This window comes from Pseudoclavibacter sp. CFCC 13796, assembly GCF_008831185.1.
In the GTDB taxonomy this organism is placed as follows: Bacteria; Actinomycetota; Actinomycetes; order Actinomycetales; family Microbacteriaceae; genus Pseudoclavibacter_A.
Window position 1 is genome coordinate 1,272,765 of record NZ_WBKD01000001.1, and the last position, 23,928, is coordinate 1,296,692.

Consider the following 23,928-nt stretch of genomic DNA (forward strand, 5'->3'; position numbering starts at 1 on the left):
CTAAAGGTGCCGAGTCGTCAGCAGAGTGACGAGGTTCATGGTCGACCGCTCACGATTCGCTCGGTCTTCGTTCCAGGTGTAGAGCAGTACCTCGTAGAAGACCTCGCCGGGAGGAAAGACGAAGGCGACTGCACGTCCGGGCGAGACGACCACCGGCACTTCGTTGATCGGCGTGCAGATCGGCTGTTGGTCGGCGGGGAACTGGTCGGCGTACGACGCGCAGCTGTTCTGGGCGGCCGAATCGGCATCCGGAGTCGTCCAACGGAGCGTGACCGGTCTCAGCTCAGGCCGACCTTCGTTTGAATCTGCACGGAACTGTATCGGATGCTCCTCGTTCGCCGTTTCGGAATACCAGCGAACGGCGATGCCGACGCTGCCCGTGCCGTAGCCTCGGTGGTCCCATGTGGTGACCTTGGCCTGCTCTTCTGCTGCGGCATCCGAAATCAAGTAGTTGCAGGCATAGGCTCCGGTCGTGATGTTGCCCGGTTTCTTCTCTTCAGAGGCGGCAAAAGTGCGCTCTTCGACGGCGTTGGTGACTTCTGCTGCCGAGAGCAGGCACTCATCCTGCCAGGGGATCTCTGTGCGAGCGATCGCAGTCTCTTCTGATGATGAGGATTCCATACTCTCGGCTGTCGGTCTCTGCCCGGCAGCGGACATGCAGCCAGAGAGGCCGAGCGCGCAGGCGAGAGTCAACAGCGCCAAGAAGGCAGCCGGACGGTGCAGCGATGCACGGTGTGCGGCCTCGGGAAGGGACTCAGCGCGGTCTCGACTCATGACGGGCAGTCTACGTGCTCTGCAGGGCCTGGTGCGGCTGAGTCTCTGGCTCGCTAAAGCGTGCGTGTGAGCTGACGGGCGACTCGCGAGCTGGCTTGCAGGTATCGAAAGGCATCAAAATATGAGTACACTCAGAAATGAGCAGGCTCACTAGGGCTCTCGAACAGTCTGCGCATACACGAGGTGTCGGCAGCGCAGATCCTGGAGGTGGGAAATGACGGTGACCAAAAGCGAAGGTCGAGTCGCCCGTCGCAAACGAGAGACGCTCGGGCGCATCATACACGCGGCCGCAGAGCTCTTCGACGCACAGGGCTTCGACGCCACTACGACACAGCAGATCTCCGAGCGTGTCGACATCGCCGCAGGCACGCTGTTCCGCTATGCGGCCACCAAGCCGGAGCTGCTGCTGCTCGTATACAACGAGCGGCTGCGCGAGGCCTTGGCCGCGGCTGAGCGCGCCATGGACTCAGAGGCCGAGACGACGGAGGCTCTTCTCGCCTACGCCGTGTGCATTCTGCGGGCGGCCGCAGACCAGCCACGCAACACTGCGCTCTTCCAGCGTGAGCTCATCTTCGCCGATGCCGACGAGCCGTACCGTGCCGAGGGTCTCGCACTCGTCGAAGAGATGGAGCACCGTCTCTGTGATCGTCTGATGGCCGATCTCGACGACCAGACCAGAGCGGGCGACGCTGAGCTGTCGGCCACGGCATCCGCCCGCCTTCAGCCGGTCGCCCTGCAGGCCGCCCGCAGCATCTTCGCCGATCTGCACGTGCTGCTGATTCAGCCGCACCGCGCCAGTGACGCACTGAACAACGACTTCGCCGATCTGCGACTGCAGGTGGCCATGATCGTCGACGGGCTGCGCGTGCGCGCCGTCGAGATCTGCGCCTCGACCCCGGCCGGCACGATCGACGTCAAGACCGACATACCAAAGAAAAACCGAAAGGAACCATCATGACCAGCAACATCACCAACGTCACCGTGCTCGGCACCGGCGTGCTCGGATCGCAGATCGCCTTCCAGAGCGCCTACGCCGGGTTCACTGTGACCGCCTATGACATCAGCGACGAGATTCTCGAGCACGCGAAGGCGCGATTCGCCGGCCTCGCCAAGGTCTACCAGCAGCAGGTCGACGGGGCAACGGAGGCCCAGACCGATGCGGCTCTGTCTCGTCTGAGCGTGAGCAGCGATCTCGCGGCCGCGGTGGCCGACGCAGATCTGGTGATCGAGGCCGTGCCCGAGGCCGTGGCGATCAAGCGCGACACCTATCAGAAGCTGAGCGCCGCGGCACCGGCGAAGACCATCTTCGCGACGAACTCGTCGACCTTGCTGCCAAGCGACATCGTGAGCGCGACCGACCGCCCCGACCGCTTTCTCGCCCTGCACTTCGCCAACGAGATCTGGCTGCACAACACGGCCGAGGTCATGGGCACTGAACAGACCTCGCCTGAGGTCTTCGACCGAGTCGTCGCCTACGCCAAAGAGATGGGCATGGTGCCGGTCCCGCTGCACAAAGAGAAGTCAGGGTACGTGCTGAACTCGCTGCTCGTGCCGCTGCTCGACGCAGCGCTCGAACTGGTCGTCTTCGGCTACTCCGAGCCCGCCGACGTCGACAACGTCTGGCGGATCGGAACCGGCGCGCCGATGGGCCCCTTCCAGATTCTCGATGTGGTGGGTCTGAACACTCCGTACAACATCATGGCGCATGGTGACGAGCGCAAGCAGCAGATCGCCGCCTGGCTGAAAGAGAACTACCTCGATCAGGGCAAGCTCGGACGGGCCTCGGGCGAGGGGTTCTACTCCTACAACGACGCCCAGTGACCTCACACCTGCTTTCGCAGGGGCTGTCGCGGGGCCATGTCACTGAGGCCTGATCCACCTCGGTGATGCAGTGGGGTGCGTATACTGTGCCGCAATACGCACTCGACGAGACGACCCTCTCGACGACGCCGAACGACACCGAACGGCGTCGCCGAGAAGACGGAGGAACTGATGGCCTGCGATCAGGAGACCGGATTCGGATCACGGCCGGGTGAATCTGCGGGCCGTGCTCCATGGGCCGCGCTCATGGCGTTCGCCCTCGCGCTCTTCACGATCATGGCACTGGTACTGTCCGGGGCGTCGTCAGCTCACGCAGACGACAACCCGGGCGGTGACAGCCCTGTCGCCGGCCGTACCTTCCGTGTGGCGACCGACACGACGTTCGCCCCCTTCGAGTTCAGGGATTCGTCGGGGCAGATGGTCGGCATCGACATGGATCTCATGCGTGAGATCGCCAAACGAGAAGGGTTCGACGTCGAGATCCAGTCGCTCGGCTTCAACGCCGCGCTGCAGGCGCTGTCATCGAACCAGGTGGATGCGGTGATCGCGGGAATGTCGATCACCGACCAGCGCAGACAGGTCTACGACTTCACCGACCCGTACTTTCAGAGCGGCGTCCAGATGGCCGTCGCCAAGAGCAACGAAGACGTGCACTCCTACGACGATCTGCGAGGCAAGACCGTCGTGGTGAAGACGGGCTCCGAAGGCGAGGCGTACGCCAAGTCCATTCAGGAGCAGTACGGATTCAAACTCGACGGCGTCGACCAATCGGCGACCATGTACGAGAAGGTCAAGTCGGGCAACGCCGTCGCCGTCATCGACGACTACCCGGTGCTGGCCTATGGCATCGCTCAGAACAACGGGCTCAAGACCGTGACTGACAAGGTGCCCGGCGGCGACTACGCGGTCGCCGTGAACAAAGGCATGAACACCGAGTTCGTCGACGCGTTCAACCGTGGGCTGGCCTCGATCAGACAGGACGGCGAGTACCAGCGGATCATCGATCACTACCTCGCCGACCCCGAGGCCAACGCCGCTGGACAGGGCGGGCTGCTGCAGCTTGCCAAACAGGCGTTCCCCGCACTGATGCTCGGCCTGCGCAACACCGTGATCATCACGCTCATCTCATTCGTCGTGGCCATGGTGCTCGGCTTCGGCTTCGGGCTGATGCGCGTCGGCACCAGTCGCGTGCTCGACTGGATCGCCAAGATCTATGTGGGCATCTTCCGGGGCACACCGCTGCTGGTCTGGGCGTTCTTCTTCTACTTCGGAGTTCCACAGCTCATCGGGCATCCGGTGAACATCTGGATCGCGGGTGTGCTGACCTTGGCGCTGAACTCGGGCGCGTACATCACCGAGATCATCCGCGGGGCGGTGGGATCGGTCGATCCCGGTCAGCTGGAGGCGGCCCGATCGCTCGGCCTCGGCTACGGTAAGTCGATGCAGCGCGTCGTCATGCCGCAGGCGGTCAAGATCGCCACACCCTCGCTGATCAACCAGCTGGTCATCATGGTGAAGGACTCCTCGCTGCTGCTCGCCATCGGCTTCGGCGAACTGCTCTACCAGGGGCAGCAGATCTACGCGGCGAACTTCCGTGTGACTGAGACCCTGCTGCTCGTCGCCATCATCTACCTGGTGGCGATCACCCTGCTGACCTGGCTCGCCAATGTGATCGATCGGAGGATCAACCGATGAGCGACGAACCGAACAGCGTCACCACCAGCGACACCGAGCTGCCCGTACGTATCGAGGTGCGCGACCTGAAGAAGACCTTCGGGTCGAACGAGGTGCTGAAGGGCATCTCGATGACGGTGCGATCCGGCGACGTGGTCAGCATCATCGGCACCTCGGGGTCGGGCAAATCGACGCTGCTGCGATGCCTCAACCGTCTCGAGACCCCGACGTCGGGCACCGTGGTCGTGAACGGACACGACATCTCGGGCGCGAAGGTGAACATCGACGAGGTGCGCCGCGAGGTGGGCATGGTGTTCCAGCACTTCAACCTCTTTCCGAACATGACCGTCGCCGAGAACATCGAGCTGGCGCCCAGAGAGATCCACCACGTGAGCAAGACCGAGGCCCGCAGCATGGCTCTCGAACTGCTTGACCGGGTCGGGCTGGCCGACAAGGCAGACGCGAAGCCGACATCCCTCTCAGGCGGTCAGAAGCAGCGCGTGGCGATCGCCCGGGCGCTCGCCATGAAGCCCGAGATCATGCTCTTCGACGAGGCCACCAGCGCGCTCGACCCCGAGATGGTCGGCGAGGTGCTGCAGGTCATTCGCGAGCTGGCAGCCGAGGGCATGACTCTGCTGCTGGTGACGCACGAGATGGGGTTCGCACGCGAGGTCTCGAACCGTGTGCTCTTTCTCGACGCCGGCGTGGTCGAAGAACAGGGGGCACCCGAGCAGATCTTCGCGCACCCGCAGAGTGCGCGCCTGCAGACGTTCCTGTCGAAGGTGCTCTGAGGTCTCAGCTCGCCCGGTGCTCCACGGCATCGTGCATCGTGCGATCCTGCAGACGGTGCACGACGGCCTCGAGCCAGGCGCGCACGCTCTCGCGCGCCTGCGGGGTGTCGGGGTAGCGGCAGCGCAGATGCATGCCGGTGGGGCTCACAACGAACCAGATCATCACGCCGTCGACTCTCAGCGACGCAGACACGTACTGCGTCGCGAGGTCTGCCGGCAGCTGTACGGGCAGCCTGCGGGTGTCGAGCCATGAGACGGCGAACATCCCGGGCCCGGCGGGCATGCCTCCGCGCGGCTCGAAGATTCCGGCCAGCGGCGTCGCCGCGAGCCGGAGTGCGTCTTTGACATCGCGAGCACACACGCGGGGATCGTCCGACGCGCATTCGATCACCGAGTTGGTCACGAACCAGCCGACGGAGTCGTGCCAGCGCGGTTCGTACCGACTGTGCACCGGGAAGACCGCACGCAGCGGCCGCCCGGTCATAGCGAGGGTGACTCCGGCCAAGTCGGCGAGCACCATGTGCAGCAGTCGGACTCCCAGGGCCGCGGCCTGCGTCGAAAGCGTCTCGAGACGGTCGGCGTCGAGGATGTCGCGCACCTCGACCACCTCGGGAACCGCATGCCGCAGGTCGCCGAGGTCGAGTGGCAGCGTGGGCAGGAGTCCGTCTCCGGCTGCCAGGATCTCGGCCCATCGTTCGAGCACTTCGGGTGTGGCAGCCGGGCGTGCGGCGAGGGCTGCGGTGTGGTCGGCGAAGTCTGGGGCTTGGTCGAGCGATGCGGATGCTCCTGCGGCATCGGTGGTGAGCGTGGCGGTCGGACGCCCGGTCTCGAGCCGCATCAGCACGTCGTGCTCGACCGCAGACGAGTCGAGCGCCGCCAGCAGGTCTCGGGCGAGCAGCAGCACCGACCACATGTCGACATGAGAGTGGTCTGAGCCGATCACCACGGTCTGCGCGGAGTCTGCCGCATCGCTGGACGGATCGATCAGCACCAGGCGATGAGACGGACGCGAGCAGGGGCGGCAGTGCGCGTCCAGGATCGCATGCACGGCATCCCTCGTCAGCTGACCGCCCGAACGAGGATGCTCATGCCAGCTGCCGGCGCTCACCGCATGTTCGGTCAGCTGCAGGGAACCGTCGCCTGCGCGTGAGAACACCGTGCGCATAGTGCCGTGCCGACGCACCACGTCGAGCCAGGCATCGCCCAGCCGCTCTGCGGTGACCGGATGAGGCAGACGGAAGGCGAGCGCCATCCAGGAGCCTGGCCGTTCGCCCTCGCTCACGTGACGTCGCTGATCGAACGAGATCGGCACGTGCTCTCGCACCACCGCGCCCATCGTCACGGCATAGTGGCGCACGCGGCCCGCGGGCAGCGTGACTCGGGTGATGTTCGTCAGACGCACGTTCTGACTGTACCGCGTCGTCGCGCGCTATTCTGGTGTGAATCTCACGTGCTGTCACCTCTGCCGACACGTGGAGAAGACGACTGGGAGTGACCGTGCCCGTGCTGGAGCTGAGCGACGCGAAGATCGACTACGACATCAGTGGCGACGACGGGCCGCTCGTCGTGCAGCTGCACGGCCTCACTTCATGCCGCGAGCGCGATGCGCGTCTCGGGCTCGACCACGGGCGGGCGCTTCGCGACCACCGCGTGCTGCGCTACGACGCCCGCGGCCATGGGCGTTCGACCGGATCGCTCGAAGCGGCCAGCTATCGCTGGAGCCGGCTCGCCGACGACCTGCTCGCGCTGCTCGACCATGTGGCGCCTGGTGAGACCGTGCACGGGGTGGGGCAGTCGATGGGCTGCGGCACGCTGCTGCACGCGGCCGTGCGTGATCAGTCACGCTTCGCCAGTCTGACGCTGGTCTCACCGCCGACGGCCTGGGACACCCGACGGGCACAGGCGAAGAACTATCTGGCCAGCGCCGAGCTGGTGGAACGCGCCGGCATCGAGGCGTTCATCGCGCAGGGGCACAGGAACGTGACTCCGCCGGCGCTCGCCGATGTGCCCGACACCCGGCCGGCGGTGGCAGAGGGGCTGCTGCCGACAGTGCTGCGGGGCGCCGCCGAAGCGGATCTGCCGAATCCGGCATCCCTCGCGGGCATCGCCACCCCGACGTTGATTCTCGCCTGGATCGCCGACCCCGCTCACCCGATGACGACGGCGCAGGCGCTCAACGCGCTGATTCGGGGTAGCCGGCTCGTGGTCGCCCAGACGCCGTACGGCATCATGGCGTGGCCGGGGCTCTTCGCAGAGCACGTGGCCACCCATGATGCCGCGGTGCTGCAGGCTCCGCAGCAGGAGACGCCGCAGAGCGTCGCCGGCTACCTGCGGTAGTCGACGTCTTTCGTCTCACGACAGGTGAACAGCGCCATGAGACTGAGCACGGCCATCAGGCCGAGATAGAGGCCGACGTTCTGCACACCGTTTCGGGCGAGCGCGGTGGCGATCGACGGGGCGAACGCTGCACCGACGATGGCGGCCAGGTTGTAGGCGATGCCTGAACCGGTGTACCGCACATGTGCCGGGAAGAGTTCGGGCAGGAACGCGCCCAGCGGGCCGAAAGCGGCGCCCATCAGCAAGAATCCGACGCACAGGAACACCATCACGGGTGCGACGCTGAGGTGCCCGAGCATGGCGCCGAAGAAGCAGCTGAAGACGACCATGCCGGCTGAGGCGAGCGTCAGCACCTTCTTGCGCCCCCAATGATCGGCGAGTACGCACGAACCGACGATCGAACCCGCGAACACCAGCACCGAGATCATCAGCATGGCCAGATACTGCCGATTGCTGAAGCCGAGCGTCTTCGTGCCGTAGGACAGCGACCACGTGGTGAGCATGTAGAAGAGCGTGTACGTGACGGCGACGACGAGCGTGCCCTGAACGACGGCACGCCAGTGGTCATGCATCGTGGTCACCAGTGGCGCCTTGACTGTGCGGTTCTGCGCGGCGGCGAGCTTGAACACCGGAGTCTCCTCCATCGTGACGCGAACCCAGAGACCGATCACCACGAGCACTCCGCTGAGCAGGAACGGCACGCGCCAGCCCCAGGCCAGCATCTGATCATGGGAGCAGACCGTCTCAAGCAGCAGGAACAGGCCGTTGCAGAGCAGGAAGCCGATCGGAGCGCCGAGCTCAGGGAACGAGCCGTAGAGCGCGCGGCGGTTCGACGGGGCGTTCTCGGTGGCGACCAGTGCGGCGCCAGACCATTCGCCGCCCAGGCCGATGCCCTGGCAGAACCGGCAGAGGCACAGCAGCACGACCGCCCAGACGCCGGCCTGAGCGAACCCGGGCAGCACGCCGATCAGCACGGTTGCGACGCCCATGGTGAGCAGCGAGATGACCAGCGTCGTCTTGCGGCCCAGACGGTCGCCGAAGTGGCCGAAGAGCAGTGAACCGAACGGGCGGGCCACGAATGCGACCGCAAAGGTCAGCAGCGAGGCGAGCACGCCGACGGTCGCGCTGGCCTGTGGGAAGAAGACCGTGGGAAAGTAGTTGGCCGCGGCGGTGCCGTAGGCGTAGAAGTCGAAGAACTCGATGGCGGTGCCGATCATCGACGCGGCGATCACCTTGCGTGCGGAGTCTCGCTGCAGGCCTGCCGCGGTGGCGGCAGGCGCGGTCTTCGGCATTCGACCTGCGGTCGTCTGCTCATCCAGTGTGCTGGACATTGTCGTGTTTCACCTTTCACATCCTGACTGCGGCACCGGTTGGTGGGGCAGAGAAAAGGCCCTGTCGCAAAGACAGGGCCTGGATGTGCGCATCGATGATCACGCCTGTCGGGCTCTGCCTTCGCAGGCGAGCCCGAGCAACTTGTGTTCGATCATTCCGCCGACGAGTGGGACGGAATAATAATTCGTGCGGATGCGACGAACGACGTCTTGCGTACCATCATGGCGGAACCTCCTCTCGAACACCTGGTCAGCTGTCAACGACAGCCGACAGTCGCACAGTATAGGTCAGGATGCGTACGAACGCCAGGTCAGGCGCGTCGTCGGTGCGGCCGGTCGGCGGGAACGCTGCCGGAGCAGCAGCTGTGTGATCACCGTCAGATGCGGGAACTCGACGAGCATGCCGAGCACGATCGCTGCCTGGACGACGGGCTGGCCAGGCAGCGCAACGGCTGTCACGGCGAGCATCATCGGTGCGTTTCGGGCCGAGGTGGTCATCGAGAGCAGCGCATGCGCAGAATAGGGCAGACGAGTCAGATGTGACACGCCGGTGACGAGCCACCACGAGACCACGAAGAACACGAAGACGGTGACGAAGACGAGGCCGAAGGCAGCCGGATGATGGACGACGGTCGACCCGTTGGCCGCGAACAGCGCCAGAATGAGCGCGGCGATCACGGGTGTGACGAGGCAGTCGAGCACGCCCAGGATGCGTTCGCGCACGTCGACCGGAGTCGTCAGTCGCAGCGCCGCGCGCACAGCCAGAGCACAGAGGGCCGGCAGCGCGAACCACTGCAGCAGCGCCGGCCCGATCTCTGCTACGGTCGAGATCACGCTGGCGCCGGTGAGCCAGCTCAGGTACACGGGGTAGAGCGAGAGCTGCGTGACCATATTGATCGGAATCAGCGCCGCGCCCGTCACCGTGTCGCCATGTGCCAGCCGTGTGAAGCCCAGAAACCAGTCGGTGCAGGGAAAGAGCAGGTAGATCATCACGCCCAGCCGCAGCAGGGGATCGTTCGGGAGCACGAAGGAAGTCACCCCGAGGGCCAGCACCGGAACGACCACGAAGTTCATCGCCCAGGCCAGAGCGATGAGCGGCGCGCTGGGGCGAATTCGCTGAGGTGCCGTGCCAGAGACGTCTGCGCGGCGGCCGACGGGCAGGGTGACGAAGAGCATCGCCACCAGCAGGAGCACCAGCGGATCGGTCAGCTCCCCGGCGACCGCAGAGGCCGTGGTCGAGACGCTCGCGACGATGCTGCCGACCGCCATCGCGAGCACCGGCAACAGCGCCGTGACGACTGTCGCGGGGTGCAGGCCCTTCAGCATGCGCAGCTCGTTCCGCAGCAGGAGAGATCGTCGAGCAGCATGCCCTGCTCGCGCCAGAGATCGAGCGCCGAGCAGTCGCGGCCGGCCCGCTCGCCGATCACGCGGGCGACATGGGCGAAACGCTGTCGATACTTGTAGACGAAGCAGAATCGCTCGTCGTCGTGCCGCAGCGCCGGTCCGGTGAGGAACAGACCAGGGGTGACGGTCGACTCGTCGTGCTCGGTGAGCAGCGGCCAGCCGTCGTCGCGCCGGTCGAAGAGCTCGGCTGCGGGACCGAGCCCGGGACCGTAGCCGGTGGCCGCGATCGGCGGCGTCTCGCTCAGCACCGCGGGACCGCGCGAGGTGTTGACGCGAAAGCCGGTGCCGTGGCGTACCACGGCGGTGGCGCTCGCATCTCGCAGCTCGAGGCGGCCGGTCTCGAGGGCGGCGCGCATGCGGATGCGGGTGCGCGGGGCGAGCCCGAACGACGGGTCGGCCTGTCGATCGCCGTCGACTCCGTGGCCCCACGGTCGCTCGGCGTCGATGACCGACACCTCGGCACCTCGCTCGACGTGATGGCAGGCGATCTCGATGCCTGACTCGGCGCCGCCGATCACCGCGAGACGTCCGCTGCGCTCGGCCCAGGCATCCGCATGCGACGAATGGGTGAGCAGATGCTCGCCGCGGATGCCGGGCAGGCGCGGCTCACTGCGTTCGCCGCCCGCCCAGATCAGCGTGCGAGAGCGGCCGCGCCCACGGTCGGTCTCGATCTCGAAGCCGTCTTCGGTGGGCGTGATGCGCTGCACTCGGGTGTCTTCGGCGACCGGCACGCGGAAATGCGAGACCAGCGAACGGAGGTAGCGCGCGTAGCCGGGGCCGTCGGGGTAGTCGACGCCCAATGTGAACGCCGGAGAGGTGCTCGGGTGCACCGAGTTGAGGTCGGTCGCGCCGAAGCCGTTGCCGGTGAACGACGGCGTGAGGAACCGCTGTTCCGGGTGCCAGTCGTGAAAGGTCTGGCCGATCTGCCCGGCGTCGATCAGCGAGACCTCGAAGCCGTCGATCGCGTTGGCGGCGACCGCCATGCCCACGCCAGCCGGGCCCGCTCCCACGATGGTTGCGTCGATGACGTGCATGGAACACCACTCTCATAACTAATGCGAATAGTTCGCAATAGTAGTGTGGTGTGTCGGTCGTGTCGAATTCTCGGTGATGTGGGTCCTCGGTAACGTGGGGCTCAGTCGCGAGAGCCGATGCCCACTGTCCGGGCGACCAGCTCGACCAGCCAGTTGGCGAAACCGAGCACGATCGCGCCGAACACTGCTGACCACCAGAAGCGATCGATGGTCAGCCCCCAGCCCCAGGAGCTGCTGATCAGACTGGCCGTCCAGAGCAGCAGACCGTTGAGCACGAACGACCAGAGTCCCAGCGTCACGATGTAGAGCGGGATGCTGATGAAGCGCAGCACGGTGCCGAAGAGCGTGTTCACCAGGGCGATGATCGCCGCTGCCAGCAGGTAGGTCAGGATGCTGTTCATCGGAGGCTCGCCGGCGAACGGGACCACGGCGATGCCGGGCACGATCGCAGTGGTGATCCAGAGAGCGACTGCGGTCAGCACCGCCTGCGTCATGAAGCGGATCATCGCCGTCACCCCTGCAGAAAGTCGCGCAGCACGAGGGCGTGGTTCACCTTCGGGTCACGGGCGGCGTAGAGCAGGGTCACCGTCGGGTGCTCGCGCTCGACGGAGCGCAGCTGGTCGACGGCCGGGTTCGATTCGAGCTCCTGCCGGTACCGCTCGGCGAACTCGTCGAGTCGAGCCGGGTCATGGTTCCACCAGGTGCGCAGCTCAGGCGACGGTGCGGCGTCTTTGAGCCACAGGTCGAGGTGCGCACGCGCCTTCGAGACTCCTCGGGGCCACAGACGATCGACCAGAACCCGGAACCCGTCGCTCTCGGCGGGCTGTTCGTAGATGCGCTTGATCTGAAACATCAGTGAGCGTCCTCTCTCGGCTTTCGCAGCCTGATTCCACCGTAGCCCGTTCGACCCGCGGGGCATATGATCCGGCTAGGCTGAGCAGACATGAGCGATGAATCAGCATCCCCAGCCACAGCGGGCAGATCTTCGACGCGAGCGACCGGAGCCCCAACGCCAGCGAGTGAATCTCCAGCGACGGCCGAGTCGTCCCTGCAGCAGCAGGACGAGCAGCGGGCAGCGGCCGCATCGCGACTCAAAGAGCGCATCTACATCACCTTCACAGCGCTCGCCGTCGTGCTCACGCTGGCATCTCACGCCGACGTCACCCCGCAGCAGGCGGTCACCACGCTGATCGTCACCGTCATCGGCTCGGTGCTGGCCATGTTTCTCGCCGAGATTCTCGCCCACTTCGTGACGCATCAGCGCATGTTCACCGCGAGCGAGGCTCGTCACGCCGCATCGACCTCGGTCGGGGCGACCACGGCCATCGCCCTGCCGATTCTGATGCTTCTGGGGGCCTGGGGCGGCATCTGGACGCCTGAGATCGCGCTGCGCTCTTCGACCGTCCTGTTGATCCTCTGGCTTGTGGGCATCGGCTTCGCCGCTGTGCGACGCCTGAAGCTGCCTGCCTGGCAGAAGCTCCTGGTGCTGGTGGCCGAAGCCGCACTGGGGCTGCTGGTGGTCGGTCTCGAACTGATGGCGCACCACTGATCATGACGACTCGATCTGATTCCGCCGACCGAGCGCTGCGCGTGCTGGTCGCCCCAGACAAATTCAAAGGGTCGCTCAGCGCGGCCGAGGCGGCGCAGCTGATCGGCCGAGGCATCAGCATGGCGCTGCCCGATGCTCAGATCACGCTCAAGCCGATCGCCGACGGCGGCGAGGGTACGGTCGATGCCTTTCTCGAAGCCGGAGCGACCGAGCACACCGCCCAGGTGCACGGGCCGCTGCCCGATCAGGAGCGCGTGAGTGCACGGTGGGCGACGATGGGCGACACCGCGGTCATCGAACTGGCGCAGGCCAGCGGCCTGCATCTCGTACCGGCAGAACTCGACCGAAGCGACGGAGGCCACCCCACACCGGAGCAGGCTCTCGCAGCGAACACGCGCGGTGTCGGCGAGCTGGTCAGGCTGGCCCTCGATGAAGGCTACCGATCACTCGTGATCGGCATCGGCGGTTCGGCGAGCACCGATGGAGGCTTCGGATGCATCACCGAGCTCGGTCTGCGCGTCGTCGACGCACAGGATCACGTAATCAGCGACGTGCGCGATCTGGACCATATCAGCCGGGAGCGCACCTCAGGCGGGATGCGCTTTGACACGGCCGAGCTCGATCCGAGGCTCGCCGAGACGGCGATCGTGATCGCGAGCGATGTCACCGCGCCGCTGGTCGGGCCGCAGGGTGCGGCTCAGGTGTTCGGCCCGCAGAAGGGGGCCGACGCGGAGGCTGTGGTCACGCTGGAGGATCGCCTCGCGCTCTGGGGTTCGCTGCTGGAACACGAGACCGGCACCGAGGTGCGAAACGTCGAGGGCGCAGGTGCCGCCGGAGGGTTCAGCGCGCCGCTGATCGCCCTGCGCCTCGCCGAAGTGCGCTCCGGTGGTGACGAGATCGCCGATCTGTTGGGCATCTCTGATGCGCTCGCGCACACCGACGTGGTGGTCGTCGGGGAGGGGTCGCTCGACGAGCAGTCGCTGCAGGGCAAGGGGCCAGTGCAACTGGCTCGCAGCGCAGCCGCCGCAGGGGCAACCGTCGTGGCGATCGCGGGGCGCAGCACGCTCGACGACGCGCAGCAGGCACAAGTGGGCATCCGCCGTCTGGCGACGCTCGTCGACCGCGCCGGCTCACCGGAGCGGGCCATGCGCGACGCGGCCGCTCTGCTGCCGCAGGTCGCCGACGAGGTCTTCGCGACGCTCGACGCTCTGCATTGATCGCCGCTCAGCGCTGATCGTCGCAGGCGATGGCGACCAGTCGACGGGCGACCGGCGAGACGAGGTCGTCGCGCCAGACCGCGCGAATCTCGCGATGCAGATCGACGCCGGTCACCGGCACGGCGACGAGCTCGCCGCGCTCTATCCAGCGTGCGACGGCGAGTCGGCTGAGCACCGCCGGTTCTGAACCCGCTGCGGCCGTGGCCAGCCCGGCCGCGTTGCTGCCCGCTTCGAGGGCCGGGGCGACAGGGGAGTGATCGGCGAGAGCCCGGTCGACGGTGGCACGGGTGCCGGAACCCGGCTCGCGCAGGATGAGCGGCGTGCAGGCGAGCTCTTCGGCGGTGACCGGATCGGCCCGATGGGCCCACGGGTGCGTCGGGGCCGCCACGACCACGAGCTCATCCGTCGTGACCACACGGGTGTGCAGCTCGACGGGCTGATCGGGGGTCTCGACGAAGCCGAGCAGACAGTCGCCAGAGCGCACCAAATCGAACACGTCGGCCGAGTTGTGCACCTGCAGGTGCACGTCGGCGTCGGGCAGCGCCTCACGCAGCCGACCGAGCCAGCGGGGCACCAGCTGTTCGGCGACCGTCAGACTGGCGGCGAGGTCGAGGCGGACGCGCTCGCCGCTGACGACCTCGTCGATGCGGTCACTGAACGCATCGGCCGCCTGCAGCAGGACTCGTGCGTCCGAGGCAACACGCAGCCCGGCACGGGTCAGCGACGAGCCGCGGGGATGTCGCCGCAGCAGCGTCACGCCGAGGTCGCGCTCGAGCGTGCTGATCGCGCGTGAGGCGTTCGGCTGTGCGATTCCCGCTTCGCGCGCTGCCGCGCTGAGGCTGCCGAAGTCGTCGACGCCCACGATGAGCGCCAGCACCGACAGATCAGGCCATCTGTGAGTCATATCACGATGATATGTGATCGGTGCAATTCCGGGACTACTGGCCGCGCCGTGCGAAGAGGATCATGAGACAGGTGAACGACGATCAGAGCAACGACCAGAGCAACGACCAAGCCAGAGCGGCCACTATCGAGCCGCGCCAGGGAGACTCCCTCGCGCAGGCGCAGGCGCAGGCGGCGCCCGTGTCATGGGCACACCGCGTCGGCGCGGTCGTGCCGGGACTCGCCGTCAGCGCCGTCGGCATGGGGCTCGCCCTGCTGGTGAGCTCCTGGCTGCCTGTGCTCAGCCCCATGCTCGTGGCGATCGTGCTCGGCGTGCTGCTGCGCAACCTAGGCGGCGTGCACCGCATTCTCGAACCCGGCATCGCCAGCGCCGCGAAGCGGGTGCTGCGCATCGGCGTCGTGCTGCTCGGCCTGCAGCTCGTCTTCGGTGACGTCCTGGCCCTCGGGCCGGGCATGATCGTGGTCGTCGTCGCCGTGGTCGGCGTGGGCATCGGCTCTAGCCTGCTCGTCGGACGCTGGCTCGGGATGACGCCGAATCAGGTGCTGCTGATCGGCGGCGGCTTCTCGATCTGCGGCGCGGCAGCCGTGGCCGCGATCGACGGTGTGCTCGACGACGACCGAGACGAAGAGGTGGTCACGGCGGTCGCGCTCGTGGTGATCTACGGCACGGTGATGATTCCCCTGCTGCCGCTGATGGCCTCCGGGCTCGGCCTGACCGAGCAGCAGACCGGTCTCTGGGCGGGAGCCTCCGTGCACGAGGTGGCGCAGGTCGTCGCCGTCGGCGGAGCCGTCGGATCCGGCGCGCTGGCAGCGGCCGTGATCGTGAAGCTCGCACGCGTTCTGCTGCTGGCTCCGGTGCTGACCGTGATCGGTCTGCAGCGCCGCCTGTCTGCGAGCGGGAAGGCTTCTGCGAACGACGGCACGCACACACACCGCCCGCCGATCATGCCGCTCTTCGTCGCAGGGTTCATCGCCATGGTCGTTATCCGCTCGCTCGGCATCGTCCCACAGCCCGTCGTCGATGTGGCGCACACGGCTCAGACGCTGCTGCTGACCGCCGCGATGTTCGCGCTCGGGGCCGGAGTGAAGCTCAGCATGATCCGTCGTCTGGGCGCACGGCCCTTCGTGCTCGCACTGTCGACCACTGTCGTCGTCGCCGCGATCGGTCTCGGCGGCGTGCTCCTCTTCGGGTGAGCGTCCAGACGCGTACGCTGCACGGATGACCCATTTGTCTCGCCGTCTGCAGCGGCTGCTCGGCGTGCTTGCAGCCCTCGGCGTCTGCCTCGGCCTCTGCGTCGGCTGCTCTGCGGCGACCCCGCCGGGCTCCGCCGACGACTCGGGCTCCGTTGACCACCCGGGCATTGCATCCGCCGAACCGCAGCCGAGCGCTGCAGACGCGCAGGCGGCGCTGCAGACGCTGGCATCGCTGCCGGTGAAAGGCCGCGCGCCGAAGACCGGCTATGCCCGATCCGAGTTCGGCAAGGGGTGGCGCGATCCCGACCGCAACGGCTGCGACGCGCGCAACGACGTGCTGGCCCGTGACCTCGTCGACGTGCAGCGTCGGGGCCCGTGCACAGTGGTCTCGGGCACGCTTCACGACCCGTACACTGGGCGGACGATCGCCTTCGTACGCGGAGACAAGACCTCGCAGGCGGTGCAGATCGACCATGTCGTCGCGCTCTCAGACGCCTGGCAGAAGGGTGCGCAGCAGCTGAGTGCCGATCAGCGGCTCGAGCTCGCCAACGACCCGCGCAACCTGTTGGCGGTCGACGGCCCGACGAACACGCGCAAGGGCGACGGAGACGCCGCGACCTGGCTGCCTCCGAACAGATCGTTCCGCTGCTCGTACGTCTCGCGGCAAATCGTGGTGAAGTCGGCCTATTCGCTGTGGGTGACGCAAGCCGAGGCCGAGGCCATGCGGCACGTGCTGTCGGGCTGCTGAGGTCGGGCGGTCGCGTTCTTTGCGCTGATGGGGTACTGTTGTGCACTTGGTGAGCATTCGTGCTCGCCCGCGTCGTAGAACGCCTCTTGAGCTCTGTACGAGCCCGCGCTGACCTCGCTCCGAGCTGGGACCCAGCGCAGAGATCTCTTTCATACGGCGAACGGATGCGCCGACCGGCGCCTTCGCCAATCAGTCACCAGGACGGTGCGCCATGCATGTGCATGGCGGTCTCATCGTGCCCCGGGTGACGCAAGCGGTCGTGGAGACCGCGGAAAGTCACACACATCATGACGACTCAGAAGACCTTCGCCGAACTCGGCGTTCCCGCACCGCTCGTCTCGGTGCTCGAGGCCGACGGCAAGACCGAGGCCTTTCCCATCCAGGCAGACACGCTGCCCGACACGCTGCGCGGCCGCGACGTGCTCGGCCGCGGCAAGACCGGCTCGGGCAAGACCTTGGCGTTCTCGCTGCCTCTGGTCTCACGCCTGGCCGGCGCGCTTGCCGGCGGCAAACGACGCCCCGGGCAGCCCGTCGCGCTCGTACTCGCCCCCACACGCGAGCTCGCGACGCAGATCGAGACGGTGATCGAGCCGCTCGCCAGCGCCTACGATCTGCGTGCGACCACGATTTTCGGCGGGGTGAAGCAGCAACGCCAGGTCAGCGCCCTGAAAGCAGGCGTCGACATCGTCGTGGCCTGCCCGGGCCGCCTCGAAGACCTCATGAAGCAGGGCTTCGTGAGTCTCGACGCCGTGGAGATCACCGTGCTCGACGAGGCCGACCACATGGCCGACCTGGGATTCCTGCCGGCGGTCACCCGCATCCTCAACGCGACCCCCAAGAACGGTCAGCGTCTGCTCTTCTCGGCCACGCTCGACAACGGCATCGACAAGCTCGCCAACCGCTTTCTTCACGACCCGATTCTGCACTCGGTCGACGAGGCGAACTCGCCGGTCGCCAAGATGACGCACCATGTCTTCGAGGTCAGCTCGCCTGACGTCAAGAAGGCGGTCGTCGAGCGCCTCGCCTCCGGAACCGGCCGACGCATCCTCTTCATGCGAACCAAACACCATGCGAAGCGTCTCGCGCGCCAGCTCACGGCTAACGGCATTCCCGCCGTCGACCTGCAGGGCAATCTCTCGCAGAACGCCCGTGAGCGCAATCTGGCGAAGTTCGAGTCGGGCGAGGTCAAGGTCATGGTCGCCACCGACGTCGCCGCGCGCGGCATCGATGTGCCTGAAGTCGAGTTGGTGATCCACGTCGATCCGCCGGCAGAGCACAAGGCCTACCTGCACCGTTCGGGTCGTACCGCGCGCGCCGGCCATCAGGGCGACGTCGTGACGATCTGCCTGCCCGAGCAGCGCCGCGACCTCAAAGGAATGCTGCGCCAGGCCAAGATCTCGGTCGAACCGATCAAGGTGACCGCCGAGTCACCTGAGGTCGTCGAACTGGTCGGCGAAGCGGCGCCGTATGTCGCCCCGAAGCCGCCGGAGACGCCCGAGGGCAACCGTCGGCAGGGACGCGGCAAGTCGCGTCGTCGTCGCGGTGAGGGACAGGGGTCGGGTCAGCGTGACGGCTCCCATGAGTCGCGCGGTGGGCGCGGCGGCCACAGCTCGCACAGCGGAGACTCACGCGGCGACTGGAACGGCTCGGACTCACGCGGACGTCGTGACGGCGCCCGTCGTGACGGCGGTCGTGCGGCGGAATCACGCGGCGGTCGCTCGCGTCGCTCGGGCGACGGCATCGCCTCGACGCACGGCTCGCGTCCGCGCAGCGGCTCGTCGTCGAAGCAGGGCGGTCAGCGCTCCGGCGGCGCCGCTCGGTTCTCGAGCAAATCGGGAGTCGGCCAGCTCGCCGGTTCGCGCGGCAAGGGCGGTCAGCGCCACGGGCGGTAGACGCTGCTCTGCGGTCGGGACGGGCACAGTCGTTAAACTGCCAGCATGAGATTCCTCGCCACGGCAGACTGGCAGCTCGGCATGAGCGCAGGCTTTCTCGAGCCCGAGGCGAGGCCCAGATTCGCCCAGGCGCGTTTCGACGTGCTGCAGCGCATCACCCGCCTCGCGGCCGAGCGAAAGGCGCAGTTCGTCGTGGTGTGCGGCGACGTCTTCGAGACGAACCAGCTCGATCGGTCGGTGATCGCGCGCACCTTCGAGGCGCTGCGCGACTCCACCGTGCCGATCTACCTGCTTCCGGGCAACCATGACCCGCTCGACTCCGCTTCCATCTACGACGCGGAGGAGTTCACGGCACGACGGCCAGAACACGTGCACGTCATTCGTGACAGCACGCCGGTGGCCGTGGCGGCCGACGTCGAGCTCGTCGGAGCGCCCTGGTTCTCGAAACGCCCCGATGCCGACCTCGTCGCCGCAGCCTGCGCCGATCTGGTGCCCCCGGCATCCGGCGTGACCCGGGTCATGGCCGGGCACGGGGCGGTCGCGACGCTGAACCCGGACGCGACCGACCCGGCCACGATCGACGACGGTGCGCTCGGCGCGCTCATCGCGGCGGGGATGGTGCACGTCGCCGTCTTGGGCGATCGACATGCCACCGCAGAGGTCGCCACGGGCATCTGGTATCCGGGCACGCCCGAGGTGACGGCTCGTCGCGAGGTCGACCCGGGGAACGTCTTGGTCGTCGACGTCGACCCAGACGCAGATCTGTCGGAACGCGTGCAGGTCGAACGCGTGCACGTGGGCGCGTGGCGGTTTGAGACGGTCGCCGAGACGCTGCAGGATGCCGACGATCTCGCACGGCTGCGCGGACGCCTCGAACGGATTCCGGACAAGGCCCGAACCGGCGTCTGGCTGATGCTGCAGGGCACGCTCTCGACCTCGTCGCGCGCTCGTCTTGACGCACTGATCGACGAGTTCTGTGATCTGTTCGCGCTGATCAAGATCTGGGAGAGCCACAGCGATCTGGTCGTACGACCGGACGACGGCGACTTCTCAGACCTGCATCTGACCGGCTTCGCCTCGGAGGCGCTGACCGAGCTGATCGGTCGGGCCGAGGAGCCGTCTGCTGCAGACGCGCGCACCAGCGTGGCGGTCGAGCGCGACGTCGAGCGCGAGAACGATGGTGAGACTGCGAACGGGTACGTGGTAGAAGAGTCCGATCCCGAATTCGACCAGGCCGTCCGGGCAGCGCTCGAAGCCGCCGACGGAGAGAACGCCGGCGGGGAGCAGGCATCGGGGGCCAGGACCGCACAGGACGCGCTCTCATTGCTGTATCGGCTGACCGGAGGCGCGCGATGAGACTCACCCAGATCGAACTCACCGACTTTCGCGGCATCAGTCATCGCACGATCGCGTTCGGGGCAGGCGTCACTGTGGTGGAGGGGCCGAACGAGGTCGGCAAGTCGTCGGTGCTCGAGGCCATGCGCTTGGTGCGCGAGTACAAGTCGAGCTCGAGGCATCGCTCGATCAGGAACGTGCAGCCGGTGGGGCGCGATGCCGGGCCCGAAGTCGCCATCAGCATGCAGACCGGCCCGTACACGCTGACGATGCGCAAACGGTGGCTGGTGCAGCCGATCACCGAGCTGACCGTGACCGCGCCCAAAGGCGAGTCGCTCTCGGGCGATGACGCGCACGATCGTTTCGTGCAGATTCTGAGAGAGACCGTCGACATGGGGCTGCTGCACGCTCTGGAAGTGCAGCAGGGAGACTCGCTCGACCAGCCGGAGCTGGCACAGCTGCCCGCTCTGCAGACGGCGCTTGAGACGTCGGCCGACGACTTCGACGGGTATGACGAGCTGCTCGCTCGGGTCGAAAGCGAGTACACACAGTACTTCACCGCCACAGGACGCCCGGTCAGAGCGGTCAGAGACGCTCGCCAGCAGCTGGCCGATCTGGCGCAGCAGTACAGAGATCTGCGGGATCGCAGCCGCGAGATGGACGAAGCCGCTGATGCCCATGCCGTCTGTCGGCGCCTGGCCGCCGACGCCGCAGAGCGTCTGGAGCAGGCACGCACAGACGTCGCCGATCTGACCCGCAGCAGCGCCGAGCTGCGTGTGCTGCAGGAAGGCCTGGCCTCGGCAGAGCGGGAGCACGAGAGCGCACAGCAGCGGCTGGGCGCACTGCGCGACCAGCTGCAGGCACGACGTGCGATGAACGATGAGCTCGAGGATCTGAGGCAGCAGGCAGAGACACAGCGAGTCGAGGCGGAACGACTGGAGCTGAGTCAGACCGATGCGCAGACGCATGCCCGGCAGACTGCCGAACGGGTCGCCTCGGCGACGACGGCTCTGGCAGACGCCCGCGAACGGGCACGCCGCTGCGAACACGAACTGAGCCGGCGGCGCGACCATGACGAGCTGAATCGGCTCGGCGCTCAGCTGGAGCGCGCCACCGCGTCAGAGGCACAGCTCCGTGCGGCCGAGGCCGTGCTGCGGGTGCAGCATATCGATGACAAGAAGCTCAGACGCCTGACGAAGCTGCAGACCGAAGTGCACGTGGCGACGCGAATGCGAGACGCGGCTGCTGCGCAGGTCACGGCCACGCGTCTCGGCGGCGATGCGGTTGTGCTTGACGGCAGCGCCCTCGACGCCGGCGCTGTTCGTGAGGTCGCCGTGCACGACCACGTGCGCATCGAGGTCGAGGGAGTCGTGCGCGTCGACGTCGCACCTGCGGCCAAGACCAGCGAACTCGATGCCGACGTGCAGCACGCGCAGTCAGCCCTCGAACGTGCGTTGAACAGAGACGGAGTCGCCACGTTCGAAGACGCCGAGCACTCTGCCGAACTGCGTCGCACGGCCGACGCCGAGCGGCAGCGGGCCGAGACCGAGCTGCGGGCGCTGCTCGAGGTCGACGACGACGTTCCGGAAGCGATCGCCGAACTGCGAGCCCGCGTCGAAACCCTGCGAGCTCGCCTGCACAGCGATAACGAGCCGAGCGAGCCTGGCGAAGCTGCAGAGCCCACTAGACGCGACTCGGCCGATCTGGCCGTGCTCGAATCGCGATCGTCGGATGCCCGTGATCGACTCGACGACACCGAGCATGAGGTCACCCTCGCTCAACAGGCGAACGAACGTGCGCGCGAACGGCTGACTGAGGCGGCCACTGCGGCGGTGCGAGCGGCCGAGGCATACAAGGCGGCGCTTGCCGAATGCGAACGGCTGACCGCCAGAATCGACAGCGACCGACAGTCACTCGGCGACGTCGCTCTCAATGAGCTCATGGATCAGGCAGAGCGGTCTCTGCAATCAGCTGCCGAAGGCGTCGAACAGGCGAGACGACGCCTGCAGAATGCCGACGCAGAGAAGATCGAGCTGCAGGCCGAGAATGCGCGGCGGCTGGTGCAGAGCACCACCGCCGAGCTCGAAGACGTGCGCACTCAGCGTGACGAGCTGCAGGGCCGGCTCAAACTGCTGGCGGGGCAGGGCATCTACGATCGCCTGCAGGTGGTGTGCACCGATCTTGTGACGGCGCACGAGCATGTGGCGCGAACCAACCGCGCCGCACAGGCCGTGTCGACACTGCGCGAGACGCTGCTGCGGCACCGCGACGAGGCCCAGCAGCGCTACGTGGCTCCGTTCCGACGCCAGATCGAACGGCTGGGGCGCAGCGTCTTCGGACGCGACTTCGCCGTCGAGGTCAGCCCGACGCTGCAGATCGCATCGAGAACCCTCAACGGGCGCACCATCCCGTTCGACTCGTTGTCGGCCGGCGCTCGAGAGCAGCTGGCGCTCATCGGCAGACTTGCCTGCGCTCAGCTGGTCTCGTCAGACGACGGGGCACCCGTCGTGCTTGACGACACGCTCGGCTTCGCCGATCCGGAGCGACTGGAGATGCTGAACGCGGTGCTCAGCCAGCTGGGCGGCTCGGCGCAGGTGATCGTGCTGACGTGCCAGCCGCGACGCTTCGCTCGCATCGGGGGAGCCAAACAGGTTCATCTCACCCGCGCGGAGCACTGGGCAGGTCGTTGATCGCTCGGATCAGCTGGAGCAGATGGCCGATCTGACGTGAGTCCGGCGTGAGCATGAGACGAGGCAGATCGACCTTGTCGTGATCGCGCATTTCGGGCCGCAGCGGTTCGGTGCGGCAGATGGCCGCATCGGGGGTCAGATACGAGAATCGCCGGTTGAGGTCGGCGATCTCGTCGTCTGTCGGAGCGTTGCGTAGCCGGAGGATCAGCCGGCTGCCCACCCAGCGCAGCGAGTCGTAGTTGTTCCAGAAATGTGCGATCTCGTGCACGGCCTCGTCGACCGAGTCGGTGATCAGCACGCGGTCGAGGTCGTCTGGCGAGACCACTCCCGACGGAATGAGCTGATTGTCGACGAAACGGCGCAGGCCGCTCCAGAAGCCGCCGATCGGGCGTGGAGGAGCCTCATCGGCGGCAGGATCATAGTCGGCTCGACTTCGGGTGTGCCTCGCGTGCGCAGGCGCGGCATCCGCCGGAACTGCCTTGGCAGGACGGTCGAGCAGGACGATCGGGGTGGGCACCGACTTGCCTGTCTGCTGCAGAGTCAACAGCTCGAAGAGCTCGTCGAGCGTGCCGAACCCGCCAGGGATGCACACGAACCCCTGCGACTCTTTGACGAGCATGAGCTTTCGGGTGAAGAAGTACTTCATGCTGACCAGATTGGTCTCGTCGGTGAAGGTCGGGTTGGGCGATTCGAACGGCAGCCGGATGGCCACACCGATCGAGCTCTCCGGTCCGGCTCCCTCGGTGGCCGCCTGCATGATGCCAGGGCCTGCTCCGGTGACGACGAGCCAGTTCATCGCCGCCAGCCGTTCTGCGACGTCACGAGCCATCTGGTACAGCACATCGTCGGGTTTGGTGCGCGCAGACCCGAAGACTGTGACCTTGGGGCGCCCGTCAAAGCGCGCGAACAGTTGAAACGCCTGCCTCATCTCTGAGATCGCACTCGAAGCGATCTTCAGATTCAGTCGATCGGCGCCGTCTTCACCGAGACCGAGGCCCTCCATGACGATGCGTTCGACCAGATCGGCATCACCGGTGATGCCGCACTCCTCGATGAGCTCGCGCACCCGCTCCAGCTGGCGCTCGGGAGTCGACGGCAGGTCGACGGAGGCAGGATCTGTGCTGTGGGGAATCGACTGTGTGGACATATCTCCAGCATGTCACAGGGGAGTGACCAGAACGTGAACGTCGCTCCGATCATCGGTGAGAAGCCCGGACGACAGCGGGGATGGGAA

General features: G+C 66.9%; 21 protein-coding genes. 12 read left to right on the plus strand and 9 right to left on the minus strand.

Features of this window, described 5'->3' with window-relative positions; all coding sequences use genetic code 11:
* Entirely contained in the window at nt 1-774 is a 774-nt protein-coding gene (locus F8O07_RS05650; RefSeq protein WP_158031121.1) for a hypothetical protein, read from the minus strand.
* Nucleotides 775-988: 214 nt separating this feature from the next.
* Between F8O07_RS05650 and F8O07_RS05655 the strand changes: the two genes are divergently transcribed.
* The 4 genes from F8O07_RS05655 (at nt 989) to F8O07_RS05670 (ending at nt 5,060) form a co-directional block, all read left to right on the plus strand.
* Nucleotides 989-1,732, plus strand: a complete 744-nt coding sequence (locus F8O07_RS05655) for a TetR/AcrR family transcriptional regulator (RefSeq protein ID WP_158031122.1) — start codon at nt 989-991, stop codon at nt 1,730-1,732.
* Nucleotides 1,729-2,595, plus strand: coding sequence for a 3-hydroxyacyl-CoA dehydrogenase (locus tag F8O07_RS05660; RefSeq protein ID WP_158031123.1), 867 nt, complete (start codon nt 1,729-1,731; stop codon nt 2,593-2,595). The genes F8O07_RS05655 and F8O07_RS05660 overlap by 4 nt, the downstream gene beginning before the upstream one ends.
* 171 nt (nt 2,596-2,766) lie before the next feature.
* Nucleotides 2,767-4,290, plus strand: coding sequence for an amino acid ABC transporter substrate-binding protein/permease (locus F8O07_RS05665; protein ID WP_225733193.1), 1,524 nt, complete (start codon nt 2,767-2,769; stop codon nt 4,288-4,290).
* The gene (locus F8O07_RS05670) at nt 4,287-5,060 is read left to right on the plus strand and encodes an amino acid ABC transporter ATP-binding protein (RefSeq protein WP_158031124.1); all 774 of its coding nucleotides are present in this window, start codon (nt 4,287-4,289) and stop codon (nt 5,058-5,060) included. The genes F8O07_RS05665 and F8O07_RS05670 overlap by 4 nt, the downstream gene beginning before the upstream one ends.
* A 4-nt stretch (nt 5,061-5,064) precedes the next feature.
* Here the strand turns inward: F8O07_RS05670 and F8O07_RS05675 are convergent, their stop codons facing one another.
* Nucleotides 5,065-6,462 carry a peptide synthetase gene (locus tag F8O07_RS05675; protein ID WP_158031125.1) on the minus strand — a complete coding sequence of 466 codons (1,398 nt, stop codon included), beginning with the start codon at nt 6,460-6,462 and terminating at the stop codon, nt 5,065-5,067.
* Nucleotides 6,463-6,551: 89 nt separating this feature from the next.
* Here F8O07_RS05675 and F8O07_RS05680 point away from each other — a divergent pair, with 89 nt between their 5' ends.
* Nucleotides 6,552-7,397 carry an alpha/beta fold hydrolase gene (locus F8O07_RS05680; protein ID WP_225732823.1) on the plus strand — a complete coding sequence of 282 codons (846 nt, stop codon included), beginning with the start codon at nt 6,552-6,554 and terminating at the stop codon, nt 7,395-7,397.
* Here F8O07_RS05680 and F8O07_RS05685 read toward each other — a convergent pair.
* The 5 genes from F8O07_RS05685 to F8O07_RS05705 form a co-directional block, all read right to left on the minus strand.
* A complete protein-coding gene (locus F8O07_RS05685; RefSeq protein ID WP_158031127.1) occupies nt 7,385-8,728 on the minus strand; it encodes an MFS transporter in 1,344 nt (447 codons plus the stop codon). The genes F8O07_RS05680 and F8O07_RS05685 overlap by 13 nt on opposite strands.
* 288 nt (nt 8,729-9,016) lie before the next feature.
* Complete coding sequence (locus F8O07_RS05690; protein WP_158031128.1) at nt 9,017-10,054, minus strand: arsenic resistance protein; 1,038 nt, start codon at nt 10,052-10,054, stop codon at nt 9,017-9,019.
* Nucleotides 10,048-11,166 carry an NAD(P)/FAD-dependent oxidoreductase gene (locus tag F8O07_RS05695; protein WP_158031129.1) on the minus strand — a complete coding sequence of 373 codons (1,119 nt, stop codon included), beginning with the start codon at nt 11,164-11,166 and terminating at the stop codon, nt 10,048-10,050. The genes F8O07_RS05690 and F8O07_RS05695 overlap by 7 nt, the downstream gene beginning before the upstream one ends.
* A gap of 101 nt (nt 11,167-11,267) precedes the next feature.
* Nucleotides 11,268-11,672 carry a phage holin family protein gene (locus F8O07_RS05700; RefSeq protein WP_225733194.1) on the minus strand — a complete coding sequence of 135 codons (405 nt, stop codon included), beginning with the start codon at nt 11,670-11,672 and terminating at the stop codon, nt 11,268-11,270.
* A 5-nt stretch (nt 11,673-11,677) separates the two neighbouring features.
* Nucleotides 11,678-12,019, minus strand: coding sequence for a DUF488 domain-containing protein (locus F8O07_RS05705; RefSeq protein ID WP_192496655.1), 342 nt, complete (start codon nt 12,017-12,019; stop codon nt 11,678-11,680).
* 90 nt (nt 12,020-12,109) lie between these two features.
* Here F8O07_RS05705 and F8O07_RS05710 point away from each other — a divergent pair, with 90 nt between their 5' ends.
* Both F8O07_RS05710 and F8O07_RS05715 read left to right on the plus strand, forming a co-directional pair.
* Complete coding sequence (locus F8O07_RS05710; protein WP_158031130.1) at nt 12,110-12,715, plus strand: hypothetical protein; 606 nt, start codon at nt 12,110-12,112, stop codon at nt 12,713-12,715.
* Nucleotides 12,716-12,717: 2 nt separating this feature from the next.
* The gene (locus tag F8O07_RS05715; RefSeq protein WP_225733195.1) at nt 12,718-13,932 is read left to right on the plus strand and encodes a glycerate kinase; all 1,215 of its coding nucleotides are present in this window, start codon (nt 12,718-12,720) and stop codon (nt 13,930-13,932) included.
* A gap of 7 nt (nt 13,933-13,939) precedes the next feature.
* Here the strand turns inward: F8O07_RS05715 and F8O07_RS05720 are convergent, their stop codons facing one another.
* A complete protein-coding gene (locus F8O07_RS05720; protein WP_158031131.1) occupies nt 13,940-14,836 on the minus strand; it encodes a LysR family transcriptional regulator in 897 nt (298 codons plus the stop codon).
* Nucleotides 14,837-14,898: 62 nt separating this feature from the next.
* On the opposite strand from F8O07_RS05720, the gene F8O07_RS05725 reads away from it, so the two are divergent.
* The 5 genes from F8O07_RS05725 to F8O07_RS05745 all read left to right on the plus strand — a co-directional run bounded on the left by F8O07_RS05725 (nt 14,899) and on the right by F8O07_RS05745 (nt 22,694).
* Nucleotides 14,899-16,029, plus strand: a complete 1,131-nt coding sequence (locus F8O07_RS05725; RefSeq protein ID WP_158031132.1) for a YeiH family protein — start codon at nt 14,899-14,901, stop codon at nt 16,027-16,029.
* A gap of 25 nt (nt 16,030-16,054) precedes the next feature.
* Nucleotides 16,055-16,777, plus strand: a complete 723-nt coding sequence (locus tag F8O07_RS05730) for an HNH endonuclease family protein (RefSeq protein ID WP_158031133.1) — start codon at nt 16,055-16,057, stop codon at nt 16,775-16,777.
* A gap of 287 nt (nt 16,778-17,064) precedes the next feature.
* On the plus strand, nt 17,065-18,669 hold the full coding sequence (locus F8O07_RS05735) for a DEAD/DEAH box helicase (RefSeq protein WP_158031134.1): 1,605 nt from the start codon (nt 17,065-17,067) through the stop codon (nt 18,667-18,669).
* A 45-nt stretch (nt 18,670-18,714) separates the two neighbouring features.
* The gene (locus F8O07_RS05740; protein WP_158031135.1) at nt 18,715-20,025 is read left to right on the plus strand and encodes a metallophosphoesterase family protein; all 1,311 of its coding nucleotides are present in this window, start codon (nt 18,715-18,717) and stop codon (nt 20,023-20,025) included.
* Entirely contained in the window at nt 20,022-22,694 is a 2,673-nt protein-coding gene (locus F8O07_RS05745) for an AAA family ATPase (protein WP_158031136.1), read from the plus strand. The genes F8O07_RS05740 and F8O07_RS05745 overlap by 4 nt, the downstream gene beginning before the upstream one ends.
* Here F8O07_RS05745 and F8O07_RS05750 read toward each other — a convergent pair.
* The gene (locus F8O07_RS05750; protein WP_158031137.1) at nt 22,663-23,841 is read right to left on the minus strand and encodes an LOG family protein; all 1,179 of its coding nucleotides are present in this window, start codon (nt 23,839-23,841) and stop codon (nt 22,663-22,665) included. The two genes, F8O07_RS05745 and F8O07_RS05750, sit on opposite strands and share 32 nt — an antisense overlap.
* Nucleotides 23,842-23,928: the final 87 nt, after the last annotated feature.